Origin of the sequence: Ruegeria sp. HKCCD7296 (assembly GCF_013110775.1) — a bacterium.
GTDB lineage: Bacteria > Pseudomonadota > Alphaproteobacteria > Rhodobacterales > Rhodobacteraceae > Ruegeria.
Map to the genome: position 1 here is coordinate 12,495 of NZ_WVRF01000009.1, position 19,913 is coordinate 32,407.

Genomic DNA, 19,913 nt, shown 5'->3' on the forward strand with positions numbered 1-19,913 from the left:
ATTTTTGGACAAAAATCACGAATACTATGAGTTTGATTTCAATGGCGTTGATGCTTGGGTCGGCTGCGGTCTGAATCAGTGCACGGCGCGTACCCTGCCAGAGCCATTTTTCGTTTGTCGCGCAGAGTTTCTGCCTAATCGAGGAAGAGGTAATCCAGGTGCATCACGGCGCTGGCCTTTTCCTGATTCACGCCAAGGAACCTTGAGATGACGGCTTCGTTTTCACTGCGGTCGGCCGTTTCCCGCAGACGCAAACAATTCTCAATCCGCGCCGCTCGGATCTGTTGCGATTCATAACTCAGATCGTTTCGCAGCGTCGGCACTAGGCGCGCAACGGTTTCCCTCGGGCTGTTTTCACCCGCAAGCCCGACGCGGCGGGCATGCCCGATAAGATAGTCGTCGGAATACTCGCATTCGACTTCAAGCACATGGGTTTTGGCCTGATCCCCGCAGAAATCTTCAAGCACATCCAAATTGGCTGGGTCGAGGCACAGAACCAATTGATCCGACCGGAAACTGTCAAACAGCATGCGTACAACCGCCCGCCTATGGCGTGACCGCTTGGTAAGGCTCGCTTCTATCCCACCCAAGTCGGGCAGGTAGGTGTCCTCTTCGTTAAACAGGTACTCTACACAGGGGATATCCGTCTCAGACGCGATCTGACTGACCAGCCGTTTGGCAACATGCCATTTCTTGCACACGATCACGAAAAGCTCGTGTTCAGGGCCCAAGGCCCGCCCGGATTCCCAGAAGCGTTGTCCAAAGCGGCGACCGATGCGCCCGCGTCCGGTCAGAAATGCGTAAAGGTTAGGCCCTTCATTCGAGACCGGAAAATCAATGCCCTCGCTGGCATAAAGCAACCCCAGGCGATCTTTAAGCTCGTGCGCTTCGGGGCTGATCTTACGAGCAAACAGGTAATCCTGCCCCAAAAGCATGTCATAGTGGTCGTTGTAGAATGTGACCGGCATTCCATAGTCAGAAAACATAAGGAAAGTCGGTGTGCGGTTTTCGATCTCACCCTTCGGAATCAGGTGGCGTACCAGCGTCTGAAAGAAGGTCTCGTCCGGGATCCATGTGGTTGAGAAAAACCGGATCACATCTCGTCGCTGGCGCAAGAAGTCCAGGATCATCTCAACCGTGCGGCGGCGCAAGCACCACCACTGGCTGCCGATCATGATTTGCAGATCTTCGGGAATTTCCCGCGTCAGACCAAACCGCTTCTGCATCTCATAGGCGGTGTAAAACAGTTTGGGCTGAGTGCGTTCGTTGAAATGATGGCGATAGATCAGCCGGTCTTCTTTCATGCCGGTCTTGATCCAGTTGCTTTCAAAGAAATCGTGGCTTTCGATGAAATCCTTATCGCGATCGTCCAGAAAACGGTGGGTGTATTCGGCAGTTTTTATGGCCATGCAATCGCCAGAAAGCATGTAGAAATGCGTGGCGCGCGGAAATGCCTCGACCGCGGCCTTCACGGCGTTCAGCGTGGCGTGCACCAGCGACCATTCTCCCCATCCGCATTTGATGCGCTTGGCGGCAAAGGCCACGTTGGGATTTTCGCGCAGCGCGGTTCGGATCCGGTCATAGGCGTCAGAGCTTGCACGCGCATCGAAGTGGATCGCCATGCAATCGCCCGCTGCAGTTAGCTGTTCGGCCTGTGCGATGATCGCCTCGGGGTCCTTATGGCACAGCAATATGTAGGCAATCTTTGCCATTGGTATCAGGTAATTTCCATTTCTGCCCGGTTTCAACCGTGATACTGAGGATGCGCGATTGAATAAACAGAATAATTTTGGTTCTTTAAGACCAAACGCTGGCGTATTGGATCGAGTTCTGACCAGCGAAGGAGGCACAGCAGATGGGGTTTCCCGGTACCTGGATGACCGAGAGTGAAAGCATGGTGTACCGTGTGGTGCCCAAATGTGCGTGCTCGACCATTGGCCAGATCATGTATTACTCGGATCACGGTCAGTTTTTTGATGGCGACATCCACGATGCAAAGGACGGAATGCACAAATGGGCTTTTGACCAGAGTCAGGGCCTGATTACCAATAATGTGCGCAGCCACGCCTCGTACTCTTTCACCTGTGTGCGCAACCCTTACACCCGCATACTTAGCTCGTTCTTTGACAAGATCTGCGGCATCCAGCGAAACGGCAAGCGATACCGGGGCAATCTGGTGCCGACGCTGATCTACAACTACGGGATCGAAGTGGGTGGCGATGACGGAAAGGGCGAATTCGATCAGATTGCCAGCTTCCGCCGGTTCCTGCTGTTTGCCCGTGATACGATCCGCTGGCGGCGTCCGATGGACCCGGACATTCACTGGTCAGCCATGTCAGGTCATGTATCGACCTTCATTGTGAATGGCGGGCGTTACGACCAGATTTTCTGGACCGAGGCCTTCAACGACGGAATGCAGGGTGTTCTGGATCATGTCGAATTGAAGCACCCAGTCGCATTGGCCGATATTCCGCGGTTCAACGAATCCGAAGGCCACGGCCCCAAACGCGCGCATCCGGTCGAGGATTACTTCGACGATCTGTCGATGCATCTGGTCTATGAAATCTACAAACAGGATTTTGAGCTGTTCAAATACGATTTCGAAAACCCGGCCAACAAGATGCCGATCGGCGAAATCGATCTGGATGAAATTCACGCCAAACTGGGCGATTGAGGGCAGGGCCTCCGCCTATCCTCACTGTTTCCTGCCAAATACTTCCAAGTATTAGCCTAGAAAGGGTCGATTAACGGCCAGCTGAAAAGGCTGGCCGTTACCAGATCAAAGCTGGCGTACAGCTCCTTTTGCCGCGCTGGTGGTCAGCTTGGCATAAGCTTTCAACGCAGTAGAGACCTTGCGTTTGCGCGGCGCGGCAGGTTCCCACCCCTTGGCGTCTTGCTCCTGGCGGCGCTCTGCCAGCTCTTCATCGGACACAGCCAGGTGGATCGAGCGGTTGGGGATATCAATCTCAATTTTATCGCCGTTCTTGACCAGTCCAATTTCACCACCCTCGGCTGCCTCGGGCGAGACGTGGCCAATCGACAATCCGGACGTGCCGCCCGAGAAGCGGCCATCGGTCAGCAAGGCGCAGGCTTTGCCCAGCCCTTTGGATTTCAGATAGGAGGTGGGGTAGAGCATTTCCTGCATGCCGGGCCCGCCGCGCGGGCCTTCATAGCGGATGACAACCACGTCACCCTCTTTCACCTTGCCGGTCAGGATGTCACTGACGGCCTGATCCTGGCTTTCGCAGACATAGGCAGAGCCGGTGAACTTCAGGATGTTTTCATCAACACCAGCCGTTTTCACGATACAGCCGTCGCGGGCGATGTTTCCGAACAGAACCGCAAGGCCGCCATCCTGGCTGAAAGCGTGCTCTTTCGCGCGGATCACGCCGCCTTCGCGGTCGGTATCCAATTCTTTGAACCGTTTCGACTGGCTGAACGCCTGCGTTGTGCGCACACCACCAGGAGCGGCCTTGAACAGCTCTTGCGCCTTGGGGTTGTTGGCGATCTTGATGTCCCAGTTGGCAATCGCCTCGCCCATCGTGGCCGAATGCACCGTGCTGCAGTCTTCGTGCAGCAGGCCCGCTCGGCTGAGTTCGCCCAGGATCGAGAAGATGCCGCCAGCGCGGTGAACATCTTCCATATGCACATTCTCGGTGTTCGGCGCGACCTTGCACAAGCACGGCACCCTACGGCTGAGGCGATCCATGTCGGTCATGGTGAAATCGACCTCGCCCTCATGTGCGATGGCCAGCAGGTGCAGAACGGTATTGGTCGACCCACCCATGGCGATGTCGAGGCTCATGGCGTTCTCAAACGCGTCAAAAGTTGCGATCTCACGCGGCAGGAAGCCTTTTTCGTCCAGATCGTAATGTCGCTTGGTGATCTCAACGATACGGCGACCCGCTTCCAGGAACAGCTCTTTGCGGTCGGCATGTGTTGCCAGTGTCGAACCGTTGCCCGGCAAGGCCAGACCCAGCGCTTCGGCCAGACAGTTCATCGAGTTCGCAGTGAACATCCCCGAGCATGATCCGCAGGTCGGGCAGGCGTTTTCTTCGATGTGCTGAACCTGCTCGTCGGTGAATTTGTCATCCGCTGCGGCGACCATGGCGTCCACAAGGTCGATTTTCTTCGCGTCCAGATCGGCGATGTCGATCTTGCCCGCCTCCATTGGCCCACCTGACACAAAGATCGCAGGAATGTTCAGGCGCATGGCAGCCATTAGCATGCCTGGCGTGATCTTGTCACAGTTCGAAATGCAGACCATGGCGTCAGCGCAATGCGCATTGACCATGTATTCCACAGAATCCGCGATCACTTCACGCGAGGGAAGCGAATAGAGCATCCCGTCATGGCCCATGGCAATGCCGTCATCCACCGCGATGGTATTGAACTCTTTTGCAACGCCACCTGCGGCCTCGACTTCACGCGCCACCATCTGACCCAGATCTTTCAGGTGCACGTGGCCGGGCACAAACTGGGTGAACGAATTGACGATGGCGATGATCGGCTTGCCGAAATCATCATCGCCCATGCCTGTGGCGCGCCACAATCCGCGGGCACCGGCCATGTTGCGGCCATGGGTAGAGGTTCTGGATCGGTACAATGGCATGATGCTGTTTTCCCTATTTCCTCGGGTTGCATGTCTTTGGGGTCGTACGTTATAGCGCACGTAGCACATGTGCGTTATAACGTACAAGAGGATTCGCGGGGCGCTAAAATGGATGCTGATGACATTACGCTTAGGCTGCGAGATGTGCGGTCGGCTTCGGGTCTGAGCCTGTCGAAAGCGGCTGAGTTGACGGGCGTCAGCAAGGCCATGCTGGGTCAGATCGAGCGTGGTGAATCCAGCCCGACAATTGCAACACTGTGGAAGATCGCCAAAGGCTTTCAGGTGCCGCTGAGTGCGTTGATCGACACGGCCAATGGCGACCCCTCAGTCTTTCAGACTGTCACCTTTCCCGGCAGTATCGAAGTCAAGATCGTCTTCCCTTTCGATCCCGTTCTGAGGGCCGAGACGTTTCACGTCAGTCTGACCCCGAACCAAAGTCACGAGTCACCAGCGCACGCAACGGGTGTAACAGAAGAAGTCTTTGTTCTTGAAGGTTCTCTCGACATTCTGCGCAACGGGGACTGGGTACCCTTGCAAGCAGGCCAGGGCGTGCGATTTGCTGCTGATTTGCCGCATGGCTATCGCGCAGGTCCGCAGGGGGCAGCGTTTCTGAACATGCATCACTACGCCCAACACACCGAATATTCACAGACGACCAAGGCAGAGTCATGACCGCATTTTTCGACAGCCTCACCATCGTTGACGCCATCGGCTCGTTCGGAGCCCTTATTGTGGTTGCGGCCTATTTCGCGACACAAATGCGGATGATGAACTCTGACGACCTGGCCTTTCCTGTAGTCAACCTGCTGGGGTCGGTGCTGATCGTCTATTCCTTGCTTGAGAATTTCAACTTGGCTTCAATGCTGATCGAAGGGTTCTGGATTTTGATCAGTATCATCGGCATCATTCAGCACTTTCGCCCGCGCGGGGCGCGATAAATCAAGTGGGTATCAGGCGCTAGCGCTATCCACACTTGAACCTAAAAGACGCGGGGTATAGGGAAAATCCAAGCTCGCTTAGGGGAGGCTTTGATGCAGGACGATCCAAAAACCCTCGTTTCGACTGAATGGCTGGCCGCGCATATGAAAGACCCGGATCTGCGGATTCTGGATGGGTCTTGGTATCTGCCCGCGCAGAACCGCGACGCCAAAGCCGAATATGATGCCGGCCACATCCCCGGGGCGCGGTTCTTCGATATTGACGAAATCTCGGATCACCGATCGGAACTGCCGCATATGGCTCCTCCGGTCGAGAAATTCATGTCACGCCTTCGGGCGATGGGCGTGGGCGATGGTCATCAGGTTGTCGTCTATGACGGCGCCGGGCTTATGTCAGCGGCACGTGTCTGGTGGTTGTTCCGTCTGATGGGCCAGGAAAACATCGCGGTTCTGGATGGCGGTTTGCCCAAATGGCAAGCCGAAGGTCGCGAGATCGAGGATCTGCCGCCGGTCATCCGTGATCGTCACATGACTGTGCGCGTTCAAAACCAGCTTGTCCGGGACGTCACGCAAGTTTCCGCTGCAGCCAAGCTGGCCGATCATGAGATCATCGATGCCCGCTCTGCCGGTCGGTTTACCGGCGCGGAAGCCGAGCCGCGCAAAGGATTGCGATCGGGCCATATCCCCGGGTCCCGCAACGTCCCGTTCGGCCAGTTGCTCAATGCAGATGGCACAATGAAATCGCCCGAGGACTGTCGTGCCATTTTCCAGGCCGCTGGCGTTGATCTGTCCAAACCTGCAATCACCTCATGCGGGTCGGGCGTCACTGCCGCGATTCTGAGCCTTGCGCTTGAACGCATGGGCAAGAAAGACCACTCGCTTTATGACGGCTCCTGGGCTGAATGGGGTGCCTTCCCAACCCTGCCCGTCGCAACCGGAGAGAACTGATGTTCGAGAACCTCAAGCCGCAGCCTACCGACAAGATTCTGGCCTTGATGCAGATGTACCGCGAAGACCCGCGCGATCAGAAGATCGACTTGGGTGTGGGCGTCTACAAGAACGCCGATGGCGTGACTCCAGTGATGCGTGCAGTCAAAGCTGCCGAGCGACGCATTTTGGAAGAGCAGGAAACCAAAGCTTACACCGGTCTGGCGGGTGATCCGGCTTTTGCAGACGCGATGATCGGCTTGGTTCTGGGCACATCGGTTCCGCGTGCCAACATTGCCGCTGTGGCGACACCCGGCGGCACGGGCGCTTGCCGACAGGCGTTCGAGATGATCCGCATGGCGAACCCTTCGGCGCGTGTGTTTGTTTCGAACCCGACCTGGCCGAACCACCTGTCGATCTTGAACTATCTGGGGATAGAGACCGTTCAGTACCGGTATTTCGATGGCGAAACCCGCGGCGTTGATTTCGACGGGATGATGGCCGACCTGAAAACCGCCAAAGCAGGTGACGTAGTTCTGTTGCATGGCTGCTGTCACAACCCGACCGGTGCCAACCTGAACATGGTGCAATGGCAAGAGGTCGTGAACCTGATCAACGAGCTTGGCCTCGTGGCGATGATCGACATCGCCTACCAGGGATTTGGTGACGGTTTGGAAGAAGACGCACAGGCGGCACGCCTGGTTGCCTCATCGGTCAAGGAATGCCTGATTGCCGCGTCTTGCTCGAAGAATTTCGGTGTCTACCGAGAGCGTACTGGTTTGTTGATGGCGATCAGCGCGGACGCCGGACAAACCGCTTTAAATCAGGGAACACTGGCGTTTCTGAACCGCCAGAACTATTCCTTCCCGCCGGATCATGGCGCGCGCGTCGTGACAACCATCCTGATGGATGAGGCCCTGCGCGCGGATTGGGCAGCAGAGCTCGAAGAAGTCCGCCTGTCCATGCTGGGACTGCGCCAGCAAATGGCCGACGAGTTGCAGCGTCTGAGCGGTTCGGACCGTTTCGGTTTCATTGCCCAGCACAGGGGTATGTTCTCACGCCTGGGTGCGGCACCGGAACTGGTCGAGAAACTGCGCGTAGATCACGGCATTTACATGGTTGGTGACAGCCGCCTGAACATCGCAGGTCTGAACGCAAACACAGTGCCAATTTTGGCCAAGGCGATCATCGACGTCGGCGTTTGATCTCAATAACATTCCAAAAAAGAAAACCCGGGCGCGAACGCCCGGGTTTTTTGTTGAGTTAATAAGGTTTTAGCCCTTCGAGAACTCAGGATATGCTTCCATACCCAGTTCCGCCATGTCCAGACCGTTGATTTCGTCCTCTTCGCTGACGCGAATGCCAAGGGTGGCTTTCAGGATCGACCACAGGATCAAAGCGGCCACGAAGGTGAAGACACCGTAGGCCACTACACCGGTCAACTGGGTTATCAGGCTGGCTTCACCGTAGAAGATGACGGCGATAGTGCCCCAGATGCCTGCGAACAGGTGGACCGGGATGGCACCGACCACGTCGTCGATCTTGAACTTGTCCAGCATCGGAACCGCGAAGACCACGATGATACCGCCCACAGCACCGATCCACAGCGCGCCGAACAGGGTCGGGGCCAGAGGTTCAGCAGTGATCGAGACCAGACCGGCCAGCGCGCCGTTCAGCACCATGGTCAGGTCGGGCTTTTTGTACAGGACCTGTGTCATGATCAGGGCAGCGACAGCACCGGATGCGGCGGCCATGTTGGTGTTGGCGAAGATGCGCGATACGTCGGTTACGTCACCCACGGTGCCCATCGCCAACTGCGAGCCGCCGTTGAAACCGAACCACCCCAGCCACAGGATAAAGGTACCCAAGGTCGCCAGCGCCAGATTTGAACCGGGCATTGGGTGAACCTTGCCGTCCTTGTACTTGCCGATACGTGGCCCAAGGATCAGACAGCCAGCCAGAGCGGCCCAGCCACCGACCGAGTGTACAACGGTCGAACCGGCGAAGTCGGAAAAGCCCATGGCGTCCAGCCAGCCGCCGCCCCATTTCCAAGACCCCGAGATCGGGTACAGGATACCGGTCAGCACGACGACGAAGATCAGGAAGGGCCAAAGCTTGATACGCTCCGCTACGGCACCCGACACGATCGACGCGGTTGCCGCCACAAAGACCAACTGGAAGAAGAAGTCAGACCCGATCGAGGCGTAGTCCAAAGCAGCCTCGGCAGGGTCAACGCCGACTGGATCAAGCACGGTCGGACCACCAATGGCAAGGAAACCATTGAAGTCGCCCGGATACATCGTGTTGAAGCCAACCAGCCAGTACATGATCGCGGCAATGGAAAAGAGCGCAATGTTCTTGATCATCTGCATGGCGACGTTCTTGGACCGCACCAGACCGCCTTCCAGCATGGCAAAGCCTGCAGCCATGAAGAAAACCAGAAAGCCCGCCATCAGGAACAGCAAGGTGGTGAAGATATACTGGGTGTGCAGCGCAGCCTCGCCTTCAGCGGCCTCTTGCGCCAGACCCATCTGCGGCAGCACGACAAGTGCAGCGGCAGGGATGAGAGATTTCATCAGGTTCATTTTACTTCCTCGAATGAGTGTGAGTGGCCGCGCTTACAGCGCTTCCTCGTTGGTTTCCCCGGTTCGCACGCGCAGAGCCTGCTCGACATCGAGGACGAAAATCTTGCCGTCACCGATTTTCCCGGTTTTGGCGGTTTTGGTGATGGTCTCGACGATCTGGTCGGCCATTGTGGCGGGCACCACGATCTCGAGCTTGATCTTGGGCACGAAGTTCACCGCATATTCGGCCCCACGGTAGATTTCGGTGTGACCGGACTGCGAGCCGAAGCCCTTGATTTCGGTCACCATCATGCCGCGCACGCCAGCTTCGGTCAGTGCTTCGCGCACCTCCTCCAGCTTGAACGGCTTGATTGTCGCAATGATCAGTTTCACGTCTTTCCCCTCTGATTGTCCGGTGGGACCGGTTTGTTTGCACCTGCAGAAAAAGAGCGTGACAGAACGTCGTAAGAAACGGTTACGGGTCGTAATTGCATACCAAAATGGCGTATTGTTGCACATTTTTTGCACAAAAAGTACGAAGTGGCTAAAAAATGAGCAGATTGATGAGGGGAAATTACGGAAATTCGGACCTCTACATAGACGGGTCTCCGGGGTATGGTGGCGCAAAAGTATAACGGGCAGAGTTTGAGCATGACTGAGTCCAAGCGCCGAAAGCCGCGATTGGTTGCGGACAAAAGATACCCCTCCAAAGGGCGTAAACCGTCGGCCTCCAAGCGCCCGGCGGGCAAGAAATCGACCGCACGCAAGACGACCGCCCGCAAAACCACGCGCAAGACAAAGCGCAAACGCACCGGCGGAAACGGAGGCGGTATTTTCCGTCGACTCTTCCGCTGGATCTGGAGGTTGATCTGGGGTTTGACGTGGCGCGTGGGGGCAATTGTCGCCGCCCTGATCGCATTGGCGGTCGGCATCGTGTATACAACTCTGCCCAATGTAGATGCCTTACTGGACGGGCGCGCGCGCGGGTCAGTGACCTTGTTGGATCGCGATGGCAAGGTTTTTGCCTGGCGCGGGGATCAGTTTGGCGGGGTGATCACGGCGGATACGGTGTCGCCCCATCTGAAGAACGCCGTGATCGCGACCGAGGACAAGCGATTCTACCGTCATTTCGGTGTCAGCCCGCGCGGCGTTGCAAGTGCCGTGCGCATCAACCTGAGCGAAGGACGCGGGCCTTTGTCTGGCCATGGCGGGTCAACCATCACCCAACAGACAGCCAAACTGCTGTGTCTGGGAGAGCCGTATGATCCGTCTGAATGGGACTCTGAAGCCGCTTACGAGGCCGATTGCCGTCAGGGCTCGTTGTGGCGCAAGGCCAAGGAAGCCATCTATGCTATGGCGATGGAGGTCAAATACTCCAAGGACGAGGTTCTGACGATCTACCTGAACCGGGCCTTCTTGGGTGCAGGCGCGCGCGGGTTTGAAGCGGCCAGCCAGCGATACTTTGGAAAGTCTGCCGCAGAAGTTTCCCCAGCTGAGGCTGCGATGCTGGCCGGTCTGCTGGTGGCACCCACGCGGTATGCGCCAACGAATAACCTGCAACGTTCTCAAGACCGGGCACGGCTTGTGATTGGTTTGATGGAGGACCAGGGCTATTTGACCGCGGCACAAGCCAGCGAAGCACGCACCAGACCGGCCGAGCTTTCAGAAGCTGCCGCTGCGCGTGCAGGCGGCTATTTCGCGGATTGGGTCATGGCAAGTGGGCCCGAGTTCTTTACGCGCAACACCACCGAGGATGTGGTGATCCGTACCACTCTGGATCAGCGCATCCAAACCTCTGCCGAAGAAGCGCTGAAGTTCATCTTTCAGGAAAAGGTGCGCGAAGGGTCCGAGGCGCAGGCCGCGATTGTCGTGATGTCTGCGGACGGTGCAGTGCGCGGCATGGTTGGTGGGCGCAAGACAAGGGTGTCTGGTGCGTTTAACCGGGCGACGCAGGCGTTGCGTCAGACAGGGTCGTCCTTCAAGCCGTTCGTTTACGCCACCGCGCTGGAACTTGGGTATTCGCCGCTGGATACGGTGATGGATGAACCCTACTGCGTGAACATTCCCGGTTCAGGTCAATGGTGCCCCAAAAACTACACCAACAAGTTCTATGGGCAGGTGACGTTGGCAGATGCGTTGATGAACTCTTTGAACATTCCGGCTGTGAAAGTGGCCGAGATTTCGGGTTTGGATAACGTCCGCACTGTCGCAAGCGGTTTTGGTATTGCCAGCGATCTGGCGCAGGGTCCGGCCTTGGCGCTGGGCGCGTCGGAAAGCACGCTGATCGAGATGACCGGAGCGTACGCGGGTATTCTGAACGGTGGATCGGCAGTGGAACCTTATGGTCTGACAGAGCTGAAGCTGCTGGGGGATGAAACGCCCGTCATGGTCACGACGACAGGTATTGGTGAACGGGTGATCAACGATTCGGCCGCCAAACAACTGACCTGGATGATGGAGCGCGTGGTGTCCGAAGGCACCGGCGGACGCGCCAAGCTGCCGGGTTGGCAAGTGGCAGGCAAAACCGGGACAACTCAGGCCGCGCGGGATGCGTGGTTCATCGGTTTTACGGCTGATTATGTGACCGGCGTCTGGATGGGGTATGACGACAACACGCCACTGTCTGGCGTAACCGGGGGCGGGCTGCCTGCTGAAATCTGGAAAGAGACCATGCTGCGTGTCACCGAAGGGATGACGCCAACGCCCCTGCCGATGATGGCACCTGAACCGCCGGTGCAAGTTGCGCAGCCACAGCCCCGTCGTAGGCAGGGCGGTTTTGCGGAAGACATCAATAACCTGCTGAGAAATATATTCGGCGGCAACTAACAAAAAAGGCGGTGCACTGGGCACCGCCTTTTGTCGTTCGTTTCTTGCGAGGTTTAGACGCTGGCATCCAAAGCTGCCAGGATCGCGTCACCCATTTCGGTGGTGGACACCGGTGTGACGCCTTCATCCGCCAGCAGGTCGCCGGTGCGGACGCCATCAGCCAGAACTTTCTCGATCGCGGCTTCAAGGCGGTCTGCTTCTTCACCCTGATCAAAGCTATAGCGCAGCGCCATGGCAAAGCTGAGGATACAGGCGATCGGGTTAGCTTTGCCCTGACCCGCGATATCAGGTGCCGAGCCGTGGACCGGTTCGTACATCGCCTTGGGGCGACCATTGGCCATTGGAGCGCCCAGCGAGGCTGAAGGCAACATGCCCAGAGAACCCGTCAGCATCGCGGCGCAGTCGGACAGGATGTCACCAAACAGGTTGTCGGTCAGGATCACGTCGAACTGCTTGGGTGCGCGCACCAGCTGCATGGCGCCGTTGTCGGCATACATGTGGCTCAGCTCAACCTCGGGGTAGTCGGCGGCGACACGATTTACGACTTCACGCCACAGGATGCCGGATTCCATGACGTTGGCTTTTTCCATCGAGCACAGCTTTTTGTTCCGGCGCATGGCCAGTTCAAAGGCCGAGCGTGCGGCGCGTTCAATCTCGGATTCGGTGTAACGCTGGGTGTTGATACCGACGCGTTCATTGCCTTCCTCAAAGATGCCGCGCGGCTCGCCGAAATAGACGCCCGAGGTCAGCTCGCGCACGATCATGATATCCAGGCCGGCAACGATGTCTTTTTTCAGCGACGAGAAATCGGCCAGCGCGTCAAAGCACTGGGCCGGGCGCAGGTTGGAATACAGGTCCATTTCCTTGCGCAGGCGCAGCAGACCGCGCTCGGGCTTGAGGCTGAAATCCAGATCGTCGTATTTCGGGCCGCCAACAGCACCCAGCAGAACCGCGTCCACCTCTTGCGCTTTGGCCATCGTCTCATCAGACAGCGGCTTGCCGTGGGCGTCATAGGCGGCACCGCCTACCAGATCCTCGCTCACGTCAAATTGAAGACCGCGATTGGTGCCGAACCAATCGATGATTCTGCGCACTTCGGCCATAACTTCCGGGCCAATTCCGTCTCCGGGCAGGATGAGGAGCGAGGGGTTGGACATGAAGGGTCTCCTTGCGTTTTGTTGCACAGGCCCTAGCGTCTGCGGTGCATCGGGTCAATGAGACGAACCCGTCAAAACACGAGGAAAACACATGCTGACACCTGGAAATCCGGTTCCTGCGCTGAAAATCGAAACCGTGGCGCATGGCAGCTTCGATCTTGAGGCAGACAAGGGCGAAAACGGGACTCTGGTGATTCAATATCGCGGACTTCATTGCCCGATCTGCATCAAACAGATGACCGAGGTCGAGGCGGCGCTGGACGATTTTGCGGCGCTGGGCGTCGAAGTCATCATGATCACAACCGATACCGCCGAACGTGCCGCCGAAACAGCCGAGAAAGCCGGGGCAAAACGACTGCGCGTGGGTCACAGCCTGCCATTGGTCGCCGCCCGCGAGGATTGGGGGCTGAACATCTCAACCAAGCGCGAAGGCAGTGCAGAACCCGATTTTTTCGCAGAGCCCGGTCATTTCTATATCGCACCCGATCAGACGCTCTATTACGCGTGGCAGCAAACCACGCCATTTGGGCGTCCGTCGATGTCGGATATTGCGGGTGGTCTGAAGTTCACGCTGGGCAACAATTACCCTGCGCGCGGGACTTATACAGGGCCGCTTTGACCCTCAAAGACTGGCTTTGAGCCCTTCGGCCAAAAGGTCCCAGACCCTACGAATGCGCGGGGTCTGGCGCATGGCTTGCGGCGCGGCCAGCCACACCGGCATTTTCTTGATCTCGACCCCAATATCCAGAATTTCGACCAGCGGATCGGCCTCGGCCACCTGAATCTGACTGAATCCCAGTCCGCAGCCTGCCCGGATCAGTTCCCAATACACGGTCTGGTGGTCGCATCGTGTGGCAAAGGCATCGCGCCCAACGTTCCAGCCCCTTTCCTGCATCGAAGCAATGATGCGGTCATCCGTGTCAAACCCCACCAGATCATGCTGGAACACTTCTTCTGGTGAGGTCGGGCGACCTGCGCGATCCAAATAGCTTTTGGCAGCGCAAAAACATAACGAGATCTCGCCCAAATGCCGGGTCAGAATGTCCATCTGCTCGGGGCGGTACATGCGCACGGCAATGTCAGCTTCGCGGAACAGCAGATTTTCGGTGGCATCCGTGGCAACCAGTTCCAACTGAATCGCAGGTTCCTGTTGCCGGATATGTGCCAAAATCGGCGGCAGGATGTGGTTCGATGCAAAGACCGACGCGGTAATGCGCACTGATCCTTCCAGTTGTTGCGACTGACCGGCTGCTGTCATGCTGAAAGCGTTCATGGCCGTGTGCATCTGTTGGGCCATGGGCAGCAATTGATGGCCCACATCGCTTAGCTTCAGCCCTCTTGCGTGTCGTTCGAAAAGAGAAACCTCCAGCTCGGCTTCCAGCGTCTGAATCTGCCGTCCCAATGTGGGCTGGCTGCGGTCCAGCTGTCGCGCTGCGGCAGAAAGAGATCCGGTTTCGGCCACCGCCAGAAAGCTTTGGATCAGGGACCAGTCGGCGTGTGTAAGGGCTTTGTCCATTCAAAAATGAATACATGATCTGCAATTTGGGGCAATTCCCTATTGCTTTCCTTAGGGTAATCTCTGCCCCAACAGGAGGGAACCATGCCGCAATCCGTACTTATTCTGGGGGCCACGGGCCGATTTGGTCGCAACGCTGCGCTGGCGTTTCGCAACGCCGGGTGGACCGTGCACAGCTTTGACCGCACGCGCGACACGCTGGAACAAGAGGCGCGCGGAATGGACGTTATCGTCAATGGCTGGAATCCACCCTACCCCGATTGGGCAGGTCTTGTACCGGGCCTGCACCAACAGGTGATTAAGGTAGCGGAGGAGACCGGGGCAACGGTTTTGGTGCCGGGAAACGTCTATGTCTTTGGACCTGAAGCACCGGGTCCCTGGTACGGTGGAACACCGCACAAGGCGCGCAACCCTTTGGGTCGTGTCAGAATAGAGATGGAGGAAGCCTATCGCCGCTCGACCGCGCGTACCATTATTCTGCGTGCCGGGGATTTCATTGACACATGTACCTCGGGCAACTGGTTTGATCAGGTCATGATCAAAGATCTTGCTAAGGGGCGGTTGGTCTATCCCGGCAACCCGGACATCCCGCATGCATGGGCTTATCTACCAGATCTGGCCCGCGTTGCAGTGCTGCTGGCCGAAAAGCGCCATGAGTTGCCCCGGTTTTGCGATGTCCCATTCGAAGGTTACACCCTGACCGGATCACAATTTGCTCATGCTCTGTCGAAGGTCACTGGGCAGGACATTTCCGTGAAGCCGATGCACTGGTGGCCCTTGCAATTGGCTCGACCGTTTTGGCGTATGGCCGCGCACTTGCTTGAGATGCGGTATCTTTGGCAAGTGCCCCATCAGTTGGACGGCACATACCTTACCGAGTTACTAGGCGCGGTGCCGCAGACTGATTTGGATGTTGCCCTATGTTCTGCGATTCCAACGCAGCTTGTAGACCCACCGCCTGCGATCCGGTCCGTCGGCGGCGGTCTGTTGAAAACTGCCAACAACTGACCTTCGTTGCGTTTACTTTGGACGGTGAAGGTTACCCGGTTCAATAAGGGGCCAGACCTCGCGCTGCTAATCCAAGTGGCTGCGGCGGCGCGACGGATGCCGCCGCGAACAATTTTTCTGTTTATTGGATCTGATCCTTCAACGGGTGCGCCACGCCCCTTCGGGACCAACTATCGCGTCGCCCGAGGTTTCACGACCTCCACCGGTTTGTTGGCAAAAACCCTGATAGCTGAGGCTCACGAGGCGTGTTGACCCACAGCTCACGGTCCGGGTGCATACCGCCGCCGCGCACAGCGGGCACGGCGGATGACCGCATCCGGTGCAAAAGGCGGGTATCCGCTGTACCGCAATTTGGATGTACGCCGCCGTTTCCAGCCACCTCGGCCTCCCAGCGTGCCTTGCGTTCAGCAACAACATTTGGGTCGTCCAAAACCGGCGCGTTCAGCTCGTTCACATTCAGATCGGCAATAATCTCATCTCCGTCCTCAACCAAAGCAATCGGGCCACCCAAAGCAGCCTCAGGTCCGACATGCCCAATAACCAGCCCGACCGATCCGCCCGAAAAACGCGCGTCGGTCATCAGAGCAACTGTGATCCCCCGTTCGCGGCACAGGGTCGTGATCCGTGCCGTTGCGTCCAACATCTCGGGCATGCCTGGTGCACCTGACGGCCCTTCGTATCGAACAATGATCATATCATTGTCTTCAAACCCCATTGGGTTGGTGTCGAGCATTTGCAGCAGGCGAGCTTCTCCTTCGAACACCCTTGCCTTGCCGCGGAAGACGTTGCCCTCAAGTCCGCGCTCGACGCCTGCAAGCTTCAGAATGGCGCTGAATTCCGGTGACAGATTACCGCCCAAAAGGCGCAGGCCGCCCGTTTCCTTAAAGGGCGCTGACACAGGATAGATCACCGTACCGTCCGGCGCGGCAGCGCCCAGACGTTGGACCTGTTCCGCCAGAGTTTCGCCAGTGCACGTCGGCGCGTCGCCATTGACCATGCCAGCGTCGATCAGTTCCTTGACGATCACCTGCACACCACCGACCCTGTCGATGTCCACCATCGAATAGCGGCCGTAGGGTCGTGCGTCTGTCAGGACCGGAACAATTTTCTGAGACCATTCATTGAACTCTTCTGGTGTGACGATGTCTTTCCAGAAATTCGCGTAACCTGCGGCACGGGCAATCTCGGGCGCGTGCAGAACCACGTTGGTCGAGCCGCCGATCGCCATCGCAACAGTCAACGCGTTGCGCAATGAGTCGCGCCCGACGATGTCGCGCGGTCGCGTGCCGTCTTCAATCAACTTGGCAAGGTAGCCTACCAACTGCGACGGAAACTCTTCCATGCGGCGCGGGTCGTCCGAAGGCGGTGCCACCATATGCAATGGCTGCATGCCCACAACGCCAATAAAGGTCTGCATCGTATTGTAGGTGAAAATCCCACCGCACGATCCAATACCGGGGCAGGCAAGGCAAGCGATGCGTTTGCGGTATGCTGCGTCCTCGCTCCCGGCAACTTGATAGGCGGCGATGATGTCCAGCATTTCGCCGGTTTCCGGGTCTTTCGAGGGATGAATGGACCCATCGGACATCATGATCGCAGGCTGGTTGTGTTCAAGCAAAGCAGCCAGCGTACCAACCGGTGGCTTGTCACATGCCACCACAGCAATTGTGCCCCCCAGGCCGGAGGCTGAGAGATGTTCGGAAAACACGTCGTTGGTCACTTCGCGCCCGATGAGTGAATAGCGCATTTCGCGCGTTCCATTGCGGATGCCGTCAGATGTTGCGATGGAGTATTCAGGCTGAACCAGACGCATGGCGATTTTGCCTGCGTCTTTGCCAATCTGGTCTCGCAGTGCTGCATGTATTGCTTCGACCTTGGGCTGCACGCCAAGATAGCACTGACTATCGCCTTTTGTGCCGACAACACCAACAGAAGGCGCGTGGATCAGATCTTCGTCCGTGCCAAGTTCGCGCGCAATTCCATAGGCCTGAGAGTTGCGTCCAGGATGGTCGTCGATCAGTACAGGATTCTTCGCCACGAGATACCTCCAAAATGGATTTCAGAACTCAATCGACCGCCATCACCTCTGAGGGCAACTGTGGGCGCAAAACATTGCGCGCAGGCAGGTATGAGGGTTCCAGATCAGTGAAACTCAAAGACGCGGTTCCGTCAATGAAACTCAAATTGGGGTTTTTTTAAACGTATTCTCGGGGCAAAGAGCTATGGCAGCGCCACGTCGACCCAGACCAGCCGGTGCCTGCTTGCACGATGCGCATTGTCCCACAAAGGTTCACCATCTTTGGGCCATAGAACACCTGAATCCAAGACACGCAGATCGCGAGACGGTAAAACGTAATCGACGCGCATTTCACCCGTCGCTTTCCAGTCAACTGTTGCGGACGAGCCTGATGGGTCTGTCGGTACCGGATCTTGAAGGCGAGGATCGGTCAGAAGGGTGCGAATGGCCCGTTTGTGACCTTCCCCGCGCTCGGGATCGAGGTTGGCATCACCCGCAATGACGAAGGGACCATTTGGAACCGGCCCCAGATCACCGCTCAGCAGGACAGACCAAAACCTAATCTCATCCCGATTGCGCAGTCCGTTGCGATCCTCGGGCCCATCGAACACCGGTGGGGCTGCGTGAAAGGTCATCAGGTTGAGCCGCCCCAAAGGTGTTTCAATGGGCACCACCCAATGCGCTGTTGAGGACAGGCGCTGTATTTGGTGTGCTTCTTCAGACGGAAAAGGGCGGTCATCCACGAAAGGTAATGCTGCCCCCGGAAGATCTTGCCAGAGCAGCTCTGAAAAGTTCAAAATCTCTTCGGTGACGATTTCATAGCGGGACAGAATTGCCAGCCCGCCCTGTCCGGTGAAACGGCCCCAACCCTGCGCGTCACCGGGGCCTTGTGTGCGTCCATCACCATCCAGATCCAACGGTGTTTCCAAGCCAGCATTGGGCTGAGCGGCATAAAAGTAACCATAGTCCAGACCAGCGGCGCGCAGCTTTTGAGACAGAGCGTTGACTGCGGCTCCCTCCAGATCCCAGTCGATACCCTGAAGCGCGATAATGTCGGGGCGGGCGGCTGAAACCACGTCGATGGCTGCAAGAACCTGGGCGTCATCCCGGTCTAAGTCCCGCAGCAACAGCGCCGGGCCTTTTCGGCTCAGCTCGGTGTTGTAGGTGGCGATGCGCACGACCTCTGCCTGCGCCGCAATGGGCAGCAGAAACAGGATAAGCAGGCGGATCATGCGGCCTGAGTCGTCTCACTTGTTGAATAGGCGCGCCGTTTTTCCACGATCAGCCCGGCGATACGCAGGGTGGCCACACCGCGCATGATCATGCTGGCTGGCAGGAAGGCCCAGGCGCTCATCATCCAGATCAGTGTCTGTGGATTGTTCAGCGAAATCGGAGCGATCACACTGTTCATCAGTTTTATGACGGCCGGTATGAGGAACGGTAGCAAAATACCGATACAGATGTTCAGGCGGCCATCACGTTGCAACCGAATAACGACATCTCCGCCCTTGGTGGGGTCAAACAAAGGAAGATTGGTCCATACATTGAAGGCACCGTTTCCTGTGGGCCACCCCCGGACTTTGACGGCATAGGCAAAACTGGCGATCGTCACCAAAGCCGCGACGTAGGCTACGCTGGCTGTAACCCTAATCAGTTCGATCAGCGACTGGCTGGCATCCGCTGGCAGCATCAACACGATCAGGCGCACCGGAGAATAGGGAAAGTCCACCACGTTGGCGACGGCCAGACCAACGCCGTAAGAAAAGGTTGTCAGTTCTGTTGGAGCATAAACGTTTTTGCAGATCAGCGTCAGAAACGTGACCATCGACATAAGGCCAACAAAACGCAGGCGGTTGACCGGTGGGGCATCGCGAAATTCTATAAAGCTGGGAAAGGCCGAGTTATACTCGGCGAACGTCAGTATGAACGCGAGGATCGCGAGGAAGACCAGTATTTCGGTCCCGTTCGTCGATGATACAGGCAGGTACAACGCGGGTGTCAGCACCATCAGTGCCACAAGTACTCCGCGTATCGCCGCCCCTGTTGTGCGTGCAATCACATTCCGAACCCTTTTTCAAACCGGACCAGCCGATCTTTGCCGACTTGTATCCAACTTGTGCCCGTCCAATCTCGTCTTTGCGACGGATGCCTCGTTAGCGCCAAGATGAACGATAAGCGGCATTTCGCTCAAGACAGGGTGCAGAAAACACGTGATTTCGGGCAAAATGATGGCGCAACTGGTGCGGGATTGCATCATTTTGGGCGCAAATTCGACGTGTATCTCAATTTGAGACCAAGATGTTGTGGTTGTTGGAAAATCAACCCCAAGAATGAGAGCGGGGCCACCT

General features: G+C 57.2%; 17 protein-coding genes. 8 read left to right on the top strand and 9 right to left on the bottom strand.

Annotated features, from left to right (window positions below; all coding sequences use genetic code 11):
* Positions 1-134 precede the first annotated feature (134 nt).
* Positions 135-1,712 (bottom strand): DUF5928 domain-containing protein, encoded by a 1,578-nt coding sequence (locus GS632_RS13095; protein WP_171722083.1) that lies wholly within the window; start codon positions 1,710-1,712, stop codon positions 135-137.
* A gap of 143 nt (positions 1,713-1,855) precedes the next feature.
* Between GS632_RS13095 and GS632_RS13100 the strand changes: the two genes are divergently transcribed.
* A complete protein-coding gene (locus tag GS632_RS13100; RefSeq protein ID WP_171181004.1) occupies positions 1,856-2,674 on the top strand; it encodes a sulfotransferase family protein in 819 nt (272 codons plus the stop codon).
* Positions 2,675-2,779: 105 nt separating this feature from the next.
* Here GS632_RS13100 and ilvD read toward each other — a convergent pair whose 3' ends face one another.
* A complete protein-coding gene (gene ilvD / locus GS632_RS13105; RefSeq protein WP_171722084.1) occupies positions 2,780-4,612 on the bottom strand; it encodes a dihydroxy-acid dehydratase in 1,833 nt (610 codons plus the stop codon).
* 108 nt (positions 4,613-4,720) lie between these two features.
* Here ilvD and GS632_RS13110 point away from each other — a divergent pair, with 108 nt between their 5' ends.
* From GS632_RS13110 to GS632_RS13125, 4 genes are all read left to right on the top strand, one after another.
* The gene (locus GS632_RS13110; RefSeq protein ID WP_171181007.1) at positions 4,721-5,284 is read left to right on the top strand and encodes a helix-turn-helix domain-containing protein; all 564 of its coding nucleotides are present in this window, start codon (positions 4,721-4,723) and stop codon (positions 5,282-5,284) included.
* On the top strand, positions 5,281-5,550 hold the full coding sequence (locus GS632_RS13115) for a hypothetical protein (RefSeq protein ID WP_171181009.1): 270 nt from the start codon (positions 5,281-5,283) through the stop codon (positions 5,548-5,550). The genes GS632_RS13110 and GS632_RS13115 overlap by 4 nt, the downstream gene beginning before the upstream one ends.
* 93 nt (positions 5,551-5,643) lie before the next feature.
* Complete coding sequence (gene sseA, locus GS632_RS13120; protein WP_171236333.1) at positions 5,644-6,498, top strand: 3-mercaptopyruvate sulfurtransferase; 855 nt, start codon at positions 5,644-5,646, stop codon at positions 6,496-6,498.
* On the top strand, positions 6,498-7,682 hold the full coding sequence (locus GS632_RS13125) for an amino acid aminotransferase (RefSeq protein ID WP_171722085.1): 1,185 nt from the start codon (positions 6,498-6,500) through the stop codon (positions 7,680-7,682). The genes sseA and GS632_RS13125 overlap by 1 nt, the downstream gene beginning before the upstream one ends.
* A 69-nt stretch (positions 7,683-7,751) precedes the next feature.
* Here GS632_RS13125 and GS632_RS13130 read toward each other — a convergent pair whose 3' ends face one another.
* Positions 7,752-9,062: an ammonium transporter gene (locus GS632_RS13130; protein WP_171722086.1), complete on the bottom strand. Its 1,311-nt coding sequence runs from the start codon at positions 9,060-9,062 to the stop codon at positions 7,752-7,754.
* Positions 9,063-9,095: 33 nt separating this feature from the next.
* On the bottom strand, positions 9,096-9,434 hold the full coding sequence (locus GS632_RS13135) for a P-II family nitrogen regulator (RefSeq protein WP_058273036.1): 339 nt from the start codon (positions 9,432-9,434) through the stop codon (positions 9,096-9,098).
* A 258-nt stretch (positions 9,435-9,692) separates the two neighbouring features.
* Between GS632_RS13135 and GS632_RS13140 the strand changes: the two genes are divergently transcribed.
* The gene (locus tag GS632_RS13140; RefSeq protein ID WP_171722087.1) at positions 9,693-11,867 is read left to right on the top strand and encodes a transglycosylase domain-containing protein; all 2,175 of its coding nucleotides are present in this window, start codon (positions 9,693-9,695) and stop codon (positions 11,865-11,867) included.
* A gap of 53 nt (positions 11,868-11,920) precedes the next feature.
* Here GS632_RS13140 and leuB read toward each other — a convergent pair whose 3' ends face one another.
* Positions 11,921-13,024, bottom strand: coding sequence for a 3-isopropylmalate dehydrogenase (leuB, locus tag GS632_RS13145; RefSeq protein WP_171722088.1), 1,104 nt, complete (start codon positions 13,022-13,024; stop codon positions 11,921-11,923).
* Positions 13,025-13,115: 91 nt separating this feature from the next.
* Between leuB and GS632_RS13150 the strand changes: the two genes are divergently transcribed.
* Positions 13,116-13,643, top strand: coding sequence for a redoxin domain-containing protein (locus GS632_RS13150; RefSeq protein WP_171722089.1), 528 nt, complete (start codon positions 13,116-13,118; stop codon positions 13,641-13,643).
* Between the two features lie 3 nt (positions 13,644-13,646).
* Here the strand turns inward: GS632_RS13150 and GS632_RS13155 are convergent, their stop codons facing one another.
* Positions 13,647-14,540, bottom strand: a complete 894-nt coding sequence (locus GS632_RS13155) for a LysR family transcriptional regulator (protein ID WP_171236340.1) — start codon at positions 14,538-14,540, stop codon at positions 13,647-13,649.
* A gap of 84 nt (positions 14,541-14,624) precedes the next feature.
* On the opposite strand from GS632_RS13155, the gene GS632_RS13160 reads away from it, so the two are divergent.
* Positions 14,625-15,548: an epimerase gene (locus GS632_RS13160; protein ID WP_171722090.1), complete on the top strand. Its 924-nt coding sequence runs from the start codon at positions 14,625-14,627 to the stop codon at positions 15,546-15,548.
* Positions 15,549-15,738: 190 nt separating this feature from the next.
* On the opposite strand, the gene GS632_RS13165 is transcribed toward GS632_RS13160, so the two are convergent.
* The 3 genes from GS632_RS13165 to GS632_RS13175 form a co-directional block, all read right to left on the bottom strand.
* Positions 15,739-17,586 (bottom strand): dihydroxy-acid dehydratase, encoded by a 1,848-nt coding sequence (locus GS632_RS13165; RefSeq protein ID WP_371810074.1) that lies wholly within the window; start codon positions 17,584-17,586, stop codon positions 15,739-15,741.
* A 182-nt stretch (positions 17,587-17,768) separates the two neighbouring features.
* Positions 17,769-18,797: an endonuclease/exonuclease/phosphatase family protein gene (locus GS632_RS13170; RefSeq protein WP_171722091.1), complete on the bottom strand. Its 1,029-nt coding sequence runs from the start codon at positions 18,795-18,797 to the stop codon at positions 17,769-17,771.
* The gene (locus GS632_RS13175; protein WP_171181031.1) at positions 18,794-19,624 is read right to left on the bottom strand and encodes a hypothetical protein; all 831 of its coding nucleotides are present in this window, start codon (positions 19,622-19,624) and stop codon (positions 18,794-18,796) included. The genes GS632_RS13170 and GS632_RS13175 overlap by 4 nt, the downstream gene beginning before the upstream one ends.
* Between the last annotated feature and the right edge of the window lie 289 nt (positions 19,625-19,913).

What these genes read in the sequence shown, in the direction of transcription:
- GS632_RS13095 (WP_171722083.1), bottom strand. Translation starts at nt 1,712, where the DNA reads ATGGCAAAGATTGCCTACATATTGCTGTGCCATAAGGACCCCGAGGCG.
- GS632_RS13100 (WP_171181004.1), top strand. Translation starts at nt 1,856, where the DNA reads ATGGGGTTTCCCGGTACCTGGATGACCGAGAGTGAAAGCATGGTGTAC.
- ilvD (WP_171722084.1), bottom strand. Translation starts at nt 4,612, where the DNA reads ATGCCATTGTACCGATCCAGAACCTCTACCCATGGCCGCAACATGGCC.
- GS632_RS13110 (WP_171181007.1), top strand. Translation starts at nt 4,721, where the DNA reads ATGGATGCTGATGACATTACGCTTAGGCTGCGAGATGTGCGGTCGGCT.
- GS632_RS13115 (WP_171181009.1), top strand. Translation starts at nt 5,281, where the DNA reads ATGACCGCATTTTTCGACAGCCTCACCATCGTTGACGCCATCGGCTCG.
- sseA (WP_171236333.1), top strand. Translation starts at nt 5,644, where the DNA reads ATGCAGGACGATCCAAAAACCCTCGTTTCGACTGAATGGCTGGCCGCG.
- GS632_RS13125 (WP_171722085.1), top strand. Translation starts at nt 6,498, where the DNA reads ATGTTCGAGAACCTCAAGCCGCAGCCTACCGACAAGATTCTGGCCTTG.
- GS632_RS13130 (WP_171722086.1), bottom strand. Translation starts at nt 9,062, where the DNA reads ATGAACCTGATGAAATCTCTCATCCCTGCCGCTGCACTTGTCGTGCTG.
- GS632_RS13140 (WP_171722087.1), top strand. Translation starts at nt 9,693, where the DNA reads ATGACTGAGTCCAAGCGCCGAAAGCCGCGATTGGTTGCGGACAAAAGA.
- leuB (WP_171722088.1), bottom strand. Translation starts at nt 13,024, where the DNA reads ATGTCCAACCCCTCGCTCCTCATCCTGCCCGGAGACGGAATTGGCCCG.
- GS632_RS13150 (WP_171722089.1), top strand. Translation starts at nt 13,116, where the DNA reads ATGCTGACACCTGGAAATCCGGTTCCTGCGCTGAAAATCGAAACCGTG.
- GS632_RS13155 (WP_171236340.1), bottom strand. Translation starts at nt 14,540, where the DNA reads ATGGACAAAGCCCTTACACACGCCGACTGGTCCCTGATCCAAAGCTTT.
- GS632_RS13160 (WP_171722090.1), top strand. Translation starts at nt 14,625, where the DNA reads ATGCCGCAATCCGTACTTATTCTGGGGGCCACGGGCCGATTTGGTCGC.
- GS632_RS13170 (WP_171722091.1), bottom strand. Translation starts at nt 18,797, where the DNA reads ATGATCCGCCTGCTTATCCTGTTTCTGCTGCCCATTGCGGCGCAGGCA.